We start from the raw sequence: 8,909 nt of genomic DNA on the forward strand, positions 1-8,909 counted from the left end.
AAGAGGCCGTGTATACAAAGTCGCGGTCTGACCAAGAGGATGAAATGAACGAACCAATGATCCAGTTGCTGGTCCTGGCCGGAATTGCCGTTTTCCTGATCCTGCGCCTGAAAAGCGTACTGGGTACACGTGAGGGTTTTGAGAAACCCCCGCTTCAACAACAGTCCGAAGCCAATAAGTCGCGCCGTGATTTTGAGGTGATTGAGGGCGGGCCAGATCACGACATTACCGATCACGTGCCCGAGGACAGCGAACAGGCGCAGACCCTATCCGCTATGAAACGGATCGAGCCGGGCTTTTCGGTGGGTGAATTTGTTCAGGGCTCTCGCGGCGCTTATGAGATGATCGTCATGGGGTTCGAAAAGGGCAATCTGGATGAAATCCAGCCCTTCCTGTCGGAAGAGGTGTTTGAAACCTTTGTTTCGGTCGTTGCCGCGCGCGAGGATCAGGGGCTGACCATCGAGGCCGAATTTATCGGTGTGCGCGAAACCACACTGGCAGATGTGAGCTTTGACAAGGATACCAACCAGGCCGAAATCACCATGAAATTTGTTGGTGAGCTGACTTCGGCCGTGCGGGATCGTGGTGGCGATATCATCGAGGGCAACCCAAACACGGTTAAACGTCAAAAGGACAGCTGGACCTTTGCCCGCGTTATGGGCTCGGACGATCCGAACTGGCTGCTTGTTGCCACGGACGCATGATTGCAGCGTTTCGGTCGCTTTTCCTGGTGGCTGTCATGACCACCTCTGCCAGCGCTGAGGTGACACGATCCATACTGTCCTACGATGACCTGAATGGTTGGGCCGCCGATGATCACGGGGTGGCCCTTTCGGTTTTTCTGAACACGTGCGGTGATCTGGATGATCCGGACTGGCAGGCATTGTGCGGCGTGGCACGCACCTATAAGCCCGATGCGGCCCGGTCATTTTTTGAGCTGTTCTTCCGTCCCGTTCTGGTCGAAGACGGGAAGGATGGCCTGTTCACAGGCTATTTTGAACCCGAACTGGACGGGTCCAAAACCAGATCGGAGCGGTATAAATACCCGATCTATAAAATGCCTCCTGAGGCGCGCGGAGCCGAAAAATGGTTATCCCGTCGCGATCTGCTGACCGGTGATGTCATGCAGGGCCGCGGTCTTGAAATCGCCTGGGTGGACGACCCAGTCGAGCTGTTCTTTCTGCAGATTCAGGGCTCAGGCCGTATCCGGTTGCCCGATGGGAAGGCGCTGCGGGTTGGTTATGGGGGCGCCAATGGGCATCCTTATCGTTCGATCGGGTCCGAACTGATCCGGCGCGGTGCCCTGGGTGCGCATCAGGTCAGTGCGCAGATGATCAAATCCTGGGTCCGCAAGAATCCCGAGGCGGGTACCGAATTGCTGTTTCACAACCCGTCTTATGTGTTCTTCCGCGAGGTGAATCGTGTTGCACCGGAATTTGGCCCTCTGGGTGCGATGAACCGTTCGGTTACCACCATGCGCAGCATTGCCGCCGATCCGGCATACACACCGCTGGGTGCTCCAGTCTGGGTCGAAAAGGACGGCAAAGATCCTTTGCGCAGGCTGATGATCGCTCAGGATACCGGGTCCGCAATCAAGGGCGCGCAGCGGGCTGATATTTTCTTTGGAACCGGCGATGCCGCAGGGGCCGCAGCGGGGCGCCTGAAAGATCCGGGTCGCATGGTGGTTCTGCTGCCGATTCAGCGCGCATATGCTCTTTTACCGGACGAGTTCTGATGTCGCGCCGCAAATTGACCCCTGACGAAATGGATCTGTGGCGCAAGGTGACCAAACAGGCAGATCGCCTGCATCCCGAACTCCCGCAGTCGGTGCACCCCACCTCATTGCCCAGGCCGAAACCGACAAAGACCTTTAAGCCCCGGATCGAGGCGTTTGAAGTCGGGCAGAACGCGGCTGGCAGGGGTGTAGGGCATGTGTTGAAACCATCCGTTACCGAAGGGTTACGCGCCAACCCAGTGCAAATGGACAGCAAGGCTTTTGCCCGGATGAAACGTGGCAAGCTCCGACCCGAGGGCAAGTTGGACTTGCATGGCTTGCGGATGGACACGGCCTATCCGGCGCTGGTGCGCTTTGTGCTAACCGCGCAGGCTTCGGGCAAGCGTCTGGTTCTGGTGGTGACCGGCAAAGGCAAGGACCGGGATGAGCCCGGCCCCATCCCCACTCCGCGCGGCGTCTTGCGCAATCAGGTACCGCAATGGCTGTCACTGCCGCCCTTGGCACAGGCTGTGATGCAGGTGACGCCCGCGCATATCAGCCATGGTGGCGACGGGGCCTATTACGTCTATCTGCGCCGCAGTCGCTAAAGCGTGCGTGCGGCGCGGCTGATGCCAATCCAGGTCAGCAGACAAACCAGCAGGAAGAATACTCCGATCCACAGGAACTGCGTGTCCAGCGGAACCCCCTGATCAATCAACACGCCGGTCAGTCCGGGGCCAATCGCCGACCCAAGGACCATGACCGCAGTGGCCATGGCCTTGATCGCGCCAATATGACGGGTTCCATAGAATTCCGCCCAGAACGCGCTGGGCAAGGTGCTGTTTGCGCCGACGGTAAGCCCCAGAAAGACCAATGCAGCAACCGCACCCCCAATGGAGGTGCTTGCAGACGCCAACATGAACCCGATAGCTATCGGCACCTGATAAAAGGGCATCATCCGGGCGGTTCCCCATTTATCCAGCGCCCATCCCGCGACAAACATCGAGATCAGGGAAACACCTGTGTAGACGGGAAACAGCGCCACCAACTCGATATGTTGCCAGCCTTTGATCTCGGCCAGATGGACCTGATGAAAGAAGAAGGCGGTGATAAAGGCAGAAGGACCCAGCAAAGCGGGGGCCATGAACCAGAACAACGGGTTCAGCAAAGCGTCGGTGCGTGTCCAGTGCCGCCCCTGCATACCTGATGCCGAATACTCGCTGGCCAGACTTTGCGGTGTGCGCTCTTGCCGAAGCAAGCGCAGCAGAATCGGAATGCCGGCCACACAAATACCTGCCGAGATGATCCAGAGCAGGCGCCAATCCAAAAACACCATCGCAGCGACAAAGATTACCGGCAAAAGCGCTTCGCCAACCGCAAATCCGACCGAGGCGATCGACAAGGCCCTGCCACGCGTTGCGGTGAACCAGCGGGCCATCGCGACCAAGGCCAGATGGGTGCTCATCCCCTGCCCGAACAGGCGCAACAGGAAGATCACCAGCGGTAGCAGGATCAGCCAGCGGTTCAACGCCATCGCTAGCGCCGCCACGGCTAGCCCAGCCAGAACAGCGGGGCCGAGCACACGCACCCGGAAGATATCCGTAAGTCCACCCGCCCAGATCATGATGATGGCGGATGCGGTTGTACCCAGCGAATAGATCCCACCCCAGGCCCCATGGCTCAGCCCGAACGCCGCACGAATTTCGCCGGAAAAGATCGAGATGAAGAACGTTTGCCCAAAAGAGGACAGAAAAGTCAGCAGAACTCCGGCGCCAAGCCATGAGGCATTTGCTTTCAGATAATGCCCCAGGTGAAAGGACATTACGGAGAGCTGACCTTGGCCTGCCCGGTCTCGGTCAGCTCAATCTCGGTCGCCCCGGTCGGGTTGCGGACCTCGGCGGGGGCGATCACGTCAATCCCGCGTTGCCTGCCAAAGGTACTGCTGACCCGGCGGGCGGAATTGATAATCGCCAAAAGCGCCGGAGAGGTAGCAGCCACGAAATGAGACGACCCGGCATCGCTGTTGAAGGCGGTCGTATCCAGAATACTGATCTTATATTCGGACAGCGCATCGGCCGAGCTGATATTTCCCAGACGTTCGCTTTTGGCGGTACCGCGCAGGCGTGCGGATATACTCAGCAGCCTGTCTTTGCGTGAGATCATCACAATGAACGGGTCAGGCAGCGTTTTGATGCTGTCCATCTGCGACCGGAACAGATCGACATCCAGATCCGGTGCGATCAGAACAACCCCTTCGATATTCCGATGCGACCAGCCCGGTTCGCGCAGCTCGGCCTGCCGCATCATCTCCATCGTCAGGGCGGTGCCCATGGAATGCGCCACAAGGATAACCCGATCGACCCCCATTGATTTCAGCTGGCGAACAGTTTGTTCCAGACCATCACGGGCGAACAGCATGCTGTCGATGTCATAGGCATAGCCATAACCCGTTGCCTGGCTTGGCCAGGAATAGACCATGGTTTCACCCGGTATTTCCAGATCATGTTCCAACTGCGCGGCGCGGAACACTGTTTCCGACTGGGTCGTGTTATAGCCGTGGATAAAGATCGAAACCTCGTCCACACCTCTTAGTCGCGAGGCAAGGCCCTGGGGTCCAGCAAGCTCGTCTTCATCAGCCATCACGAACTGATTTTCCGGGTCCGGGTCGGCATAGGAAAAATCCAATGTCCCGGGTGTGTGATTGGGTGGAATCGAGACCGTCATCTCGAGAAACTGCAGCTGATCGCTGCGGCGGTACCCATAGGATCCGTCCGCTTCGCGCGCGCGGGTGGTTGCTGCGTAAATGGTTTTGGGCGTGCCAATGTCCAGTGCCGAGGGCACGGTTTGAGATACGGTCCGGTCGACACACGCGGCAAGCGTTGCCGCAGTCAGGACAAAAATAATATAGCGCAGCACCAGTCGCCCCCTAAGGAATTTGCGCACACGCTACTCTATTCTGATCCCAGGTCCAGCGGGGTCAATGATGCGGACCGGCAAAAACCGGCTGGAGATATTACAGAACGTAACGGCTGAGGTCCGTAGACTTTGTCAGCTCACCCAGATTGTCGTCAACGAACTGCGCATTCACGGTGATTTCCAAACCGGCCTGATCGGGGGCTGTGAAAGACAATTCCTCGAATACGCGCTCCATCACGGTGTAAAGCCGACGTGCGCCGATATTCTCGACGCTTTGGTTCACATCCGCTGCGATTTTCGCCAGGGCTGCGATGCCGTCCTCGGTAAAGCTGACCGTGACATCCTCGGTGCCCATCAAGGCAGTGTACTGGCGGGTCAGCGCGTTGTCTGTCTCGGTCAGGATGCGGACGAAATCCTCTTCGGTCAGTGCGCGCAGCTCGACACGGATCGGCAGGCGCCCCTGCAGTTCCGGCAACAGGTCGGATGGTTTGGCAATATGAAACGCGCCTGAGGCAATGAAAAGAATGTGGTCGGTTTTGACCGGCCCATGCTTGGTGGAGACGGTTGTGCCTTCGATCAGAGGCAACAGGTCACGCTGCACCCCCTCTCGGCTGACATCACCGCCGCGTGCGTCCGAACGGGCGCAAACCTTGTCGATCTCGTCAAGAAACACGATGCCGTTCTGTTCAACCGATTCCAGCGCCGCGCGGTTTACGGTTTCGTCATCCAGCAGTTTATCGGCCTCTTCCCCGATCAGCATGTCATAGCTTTCGGCGACGGTCAGGCGTTTCTTGACGGTGCGCCCGCCAAAGGCCTTGCCGAAAATATCGCCCAGATTCATCATCCCCATCTGACTGCCGGGTTGGCCAGGGATATCGAACATCGGCATCTGGCTTGAGGTATCCGTCAGTTCCAGCTCGATCACTGTGTCGTCCAGCTCTCCGGATTTGAGCTTTTTGCGGAACATCTCGCGGGTGCCCTCACGTGCGTCTTCCCCGGCAATGGCAGTAATCACCCGGTCTTCGGCGGCCTGATGGGCCTTGGCTTTGACGTCCTCACGCATGAATTCACGGGTCTGCAGGATCGCGGCATCGGCCAGATCACGCACGATCTGTTCCACATCGCGGCCAACATATCCAACCTCGGTGAATTTGGTGGCCTCGACCTTGATGAAAGGTGCGCGGGCCAACTTGGCCAAACGCCGGCTGATCTCAGTCTTGCCAACGCCGGTGGGGCCGATCATCAGGATATTCTTGGGATAAACCTCATCCCGGATGTCATCAGCCAGTTGCTTGCGCCGCCAGCGATTACGCAGCGCCACGGCGACCGCGCGCTTGGCATCCTTCTGCCCGATGATAAAGCGATCCAGTTCCGAGACAATCTCGCGCGGGGTCAGGTCGGTCACGGGGGCAGTCCTTTCGGTCGGCATAAGTTGGCTGCGGTCTAGGTAATCACCGCAACGGCGAAAACAACAGCGGCAGCGTTGGTTAGCAATGCCCCACCCGGTTTGCAAATGCTTTCCATAGGTAAAGCGCCCGGCCTCTGGTACAGTGATTTCAAAGCGTTGAGGGCCCGGAGCGCGGAAATGACCAAGATTGCCAAGATCACCCTGCTGTTTGTCGTGTTTGTCGACCTGATCGGGCAAGGGTTGGTCTTTCCGATCATCAACTCACTGATCATGGAGACGAAATCGGGGTTCCTGCCTGAAAACACGGCCATGGGCACCCGGCATTTCTACTACGGCTTGGTGATTGGCTGTTTCTTTCTGTCCTGGTTTCTGGGCGTGGTCTATGTCTCTAAGGTTTCAGATTCCATTGGTCGCAAGAACGCGCTGTTAGTGTGTCTGGGAGGGGCATTGATAGGTTATGCGCTGACCATCACTGCGCTGTATCTCAACAGCCTTTTGCTGTTGATTGTCGGCCGGTCGATCACCGGGTTCACAGCTGGCAACCAGCCTATCGCGCAGGCGGCAATGATTGACGGCAGCACTGATGCCGCTGACCGCGACCGCAACATGGGCTATATCGTGACAGGTGTCAGCTTTGGCCTGGTTGGCGGTCCCATTATTGGCGCGGTCCTGTCGGACTCGGCCCTGCTGGGCAGCGCGGCGACGCTGAAAACGCCATTCTACGGCGCTTTTGTTCTGGTGTTGATCGCCATTTTCCTTGTCGCCGCGTATTTCAAGGATACCCGGACCGAGCGTGAGCCCTTTGTCTTTCGCCCCCGCGATATCACCGACAGCCTGATAGCGGTGCGCGAACATCCGATGGTTCTGAAAATCATGCCGGTTTATGGCCTGTTCATGATCGCCAATGTGACCTTCTATGTGTTTGTCGACAACTTCCTGACCAGCGCATTTGGATACGGGGTCATCGGCGGCAGCATGGCCATGGTCGTCATTGGGGTTGCGCTGGCCTTTTCCAGCACCTTCCTGGTCAAACCTGCGCAGGAACGGTTCAGCAAACACCAGATCATCTATGTCTCACTGGTTGTGATGGTGATCAGCGGCCTAGGTTTCGCCTTCAGCCCCAGCGGTGTGCTGAGCTATGTCCCGGTCTTTTTCTTCTATTTCTTCTTTGGCGTCTCATACCCGACACTGCTGGGCCTGTTTTCCTCCAGTGTCAGCGACACCGATCAAGGCTGGGTCATGGGGGTGACCACGGCCGTCTTCTGTCTGGCCGGGGGCGTCATGTCCCTGATCGGCGGCGGGTTGATGAGTATCGACATCCGACTGCCCTACTACATCGTGATCCTGACCGCCCTGTTGGGGCTGGTCGGGATGCATATGCGGTGGAAGGGCAAAGAGATCCGAGAGCTGTTGGCCTGAGACAACTTGCGTCTTAGATCGTCTCAACCGTGAGATTGCCATTGGTATAGACGCAGATATCGGCGGCGATGGCCATGGCTTCGCGGGCGACTTGTTCCGCCGGTTTGTCGCCATCCATCATCGCGCGCGCCGCTGCCAGGGCAAAATTACCACCCGATCCGATGGCAGCCACGTTGTGTTCCGGCTCCAGCACATCCCCTGCCCCGGTGATCACCAGCAGATCCTTGCCATCAGTGACGATCAACATCGCCTCAAGCTTTTGCAGGTATTTGTCGGTGCGCCAGTCCTTGGCCAGCTCGACCGAGGCGCGCGCCAGTTGGCCGGGCGTGGCCTCAAGCTTGGTTTCCAGACGTTCCAGCAGGGTAAAGGCATCGGCGGTTGATCCGGCGAAGCCTGCGACAACCTCGAACCCGCCGGGTGACAGGCGGCGTACCTTGCGCGCGGTCCCTTTGATCACGGTCTGGCCCAAGCTGACTTGCCCGTCTCCGGCAATGACCACCTGCCCGCCTTTTTTGACGCCAATAATGGTTGTGCCGTGCCAACCGGGAAAGTCGCTGTCTGCCATGGGGGCCTCCGTTTTCGCCTGCTGTTCTATATGGGCCGGTCTCATCCGCAGCGCAACAGTTCACAACTTGCTTATAAGATATGCAAAAAACGCAAATCGGGGCTGTAAAACCAGCAATTGTGGGACTCAGTTGAAAATCCTACATGAGGCTCACAACCGACAACGGGTCGGCTGTTTCTGTTTATAAGGAATGCGCAAATGGCAACTACCGCAAATATCCATGCGCCGCTCGGAGCAGCTACCATCCTGCATGTAGTGGACGCGTTTTTTGGCGCTTTTGAAAAAGCCGCCGATTGGAATGAATCCCGCAAAACCCGCAATGCCCTGTCGGCTCTCAGTGATGAACAGCTGGACGATATCGGCCTGTGCCGCGCGGATATCACCACCCTCTGATCCACGAGAATTCGTGAATTCAAGATAAGCCGCCCGGGTCTGGGCGGCTTTTTCTTTTTCTGCGCAGCTTTTTCCAGTCAGACAATTCAGGCGGAAGCGCTTTGCCCCAGATACGAAAAAAGGCGCCCCGAATGAGGCGCCTTCAAACGTTGTTTCCCGAACCGGATCAGAGCGCTTCTTCGATCCAGCTTTGCAGCGCGGCTTTCGGTGCGGCGCCTGCGCGGTTCGAAACGACCTGACCATCCTTGAAGATGAACAGCGCTGGGATGCCACGTACGCCCATGGCGGCGGCAGAGTTCGGGTTGCTGTCTACATCGACCTTGGCGATCTTGACCTTGTCGCCATATTCAGCCGCCAACTCTTCCAGAGCGGGTCCGATCTGTTTACAGGGGCCACACCATTCGGCCCAGAAATCGACAACTACGGGGATTTCGGAATTCTTGACTTCGGCGTCAAAAGTATCGTCGGTAACAGCTACGGTCGACATATTCTGT

10 protein-coding genes are annotated in these 8,909 nt (G+C 57.7%); 5 read left to right on the forward strand and 5 right to left on the reverse strand.

Annotated elements, in window-relative coordinates; all coding sequences use genetic code 11:
- The first annotated feature begins 44 nt into the window (after window positions 1-44).
- From FN806_RS12055 to FN806_RS12065, 3 genes are read left to right on the forward strand one after another with little or no spacing between them, the layout of a single operon-like run.
- Window positions 45-704, forward strand: a complete 660-nt coding sequence (locus tag FN806_RS12055; RefSeq protein ID WP_142637434.1) for a Tim44/TimA family putative adaptor protein — start codon at window positions 45-47, stop codon at window positions 702-704.
- The gene (gene mltA / locus FN806_RS12060) at window positions 701-1,735 is read left to right on the forward strand and encodes a murein transglycosylase A (RefSeq protein ID WP_142637436.1); all 1,035 of its coding nucleotides are present in this window, start codon (window positions 701-703) and stop codon (window positions 1,733-1,735) included. Before FN806_RS12055 ends, mltA begins: the two co-directional genes overlap by 4 nt.
- Window positions 1,735-2,322, forward strand: a complete 588-nt coding sequence (locus FN806_RS12065; protein WP_142637438.1) for a Smr/MutS family protein — start codon at window positions 1,735-1,737, stop codon at window positions 2,320-2,322. Before mltA ends, FN806_RS12065 begins: the two co-directional genes overlap by 1 nt.
- Here FN806_RS12065 and FN806_RS12070 read toward each other — a convergent pair.
- The 3 genes from FN806_RS12070 to hslU form a co-directional block, all read right to left on the reverse strand.
- A complete protein-coding gene (locus tag FN806_RS12070) occupies window positions 2,319-3,536 on the reverse strand; it encodes an MFS transporter (protein WP_142637440.1) in 1,218 nt (405 codons plus the stop codon). The two genes, FN806_RS12065 and FN806_RS12070, sit on opposite strands and share 4 nt — an antisense overlap.
- Window positions 3,536-4,630, reverse strand: coding sequence for an alpha/beta hydrolase (locus FN806_RS12075; protein ID WP_142637442.1), 1,095 nt, complete (start codon window positions 4,628-4,630; stop codon window positions 3,536-3,538). Before FN806_RS12075 ends, FN806_RS12070 begins: the two co-directional genes overlap by 1 nt.
- A gap of 97 nt (window positions 4,631-4,727) precedes the next feature.
- Window positions 4,728-6,035: an ATP-dependent protease ATPase subunit HslU gene (gene hslU, locus FN806_RS12080; protein WP_142637444.1), complete on the reverse strand. Its 1,308-nt coding sequence runs from the start codon at window positions 6,033-6,035 to the stop codon at window positions 4,728-4,730.
- A gap of 180 nt (window positions 6,036-6,215) precedes the next feature.
- On the opposite strand from hslU, the gene FN806_RS12085 reads away from it, so the two are divergent.
- Window positions 6,216-7,457: an MFS transporter gene (locus FN806_RS12085; protein WP_142637445.1), complete on the forward strand. Its 1,242-nt coding sequence runs from the start codon at window positions 6,216-6,218 to the stop codon at window positions 7,455-7,457.
- A gap of 13 nt (window positions 7,458-7,470) precedes the next feature.
- On the opposite strand, the gene hslV is transcribed toward FN806_RS12085, so the two are convergent.
- Window positions 7,471-8,022: an ATP-dependent protease subunit HslV gene (hslV, locus tag FN806_RS12090; RefSeq protein ID WP_142637447.1), complete on the reverse strand. Its 552-nt coding sequence runs from the start codon at window positions 8,020-8,022 to the stop codon at window positions 7,471-7,473.
- Between the two features lie 198 nt (window positions 8,023-8,220).
- Between hslV and FN806_RS12095 the strand changes: the two genes are divergently transcribed.
- Window positions 8,221-8,415, forward strand: coding sequence for a DUF1127 domain-containing protein (locus FN806_RS12095; RefSeq protein ID WP_142637449.1), 195 nt, complete (start codon window positions 8,221-8,223; stop codon window positions 8,413-8,415).
- 166 nt (window positions 8,416-8,581) lie between these two features.
- On the opposite strand, the gene trxA is transcribed toward FN806_RS12095, so the two are convergent.
- Entirely contained in the window at window positions 8,582-8,902 is a 321-nt protein-coding gene (gene trxA, locus FN806_RS12100; RefSeq protein ID WP_142637451.1) for a thioredoxin, read from the reverse strand.
- Between the last annotated feature and the right edge of the window lie 7 nt (window positions 8,903-8,909).

Source organism: Ruegeria faecimaris (assembly GCF_900182615.1).
GTDB classification, from domain to species: domain Bacteria; phylum Pseudomonadota; class Alphaproteobacteria; order Rhodobacterales; family Rhodobacteraceae; genus Ruegeria; species Ruegeria faecimaris.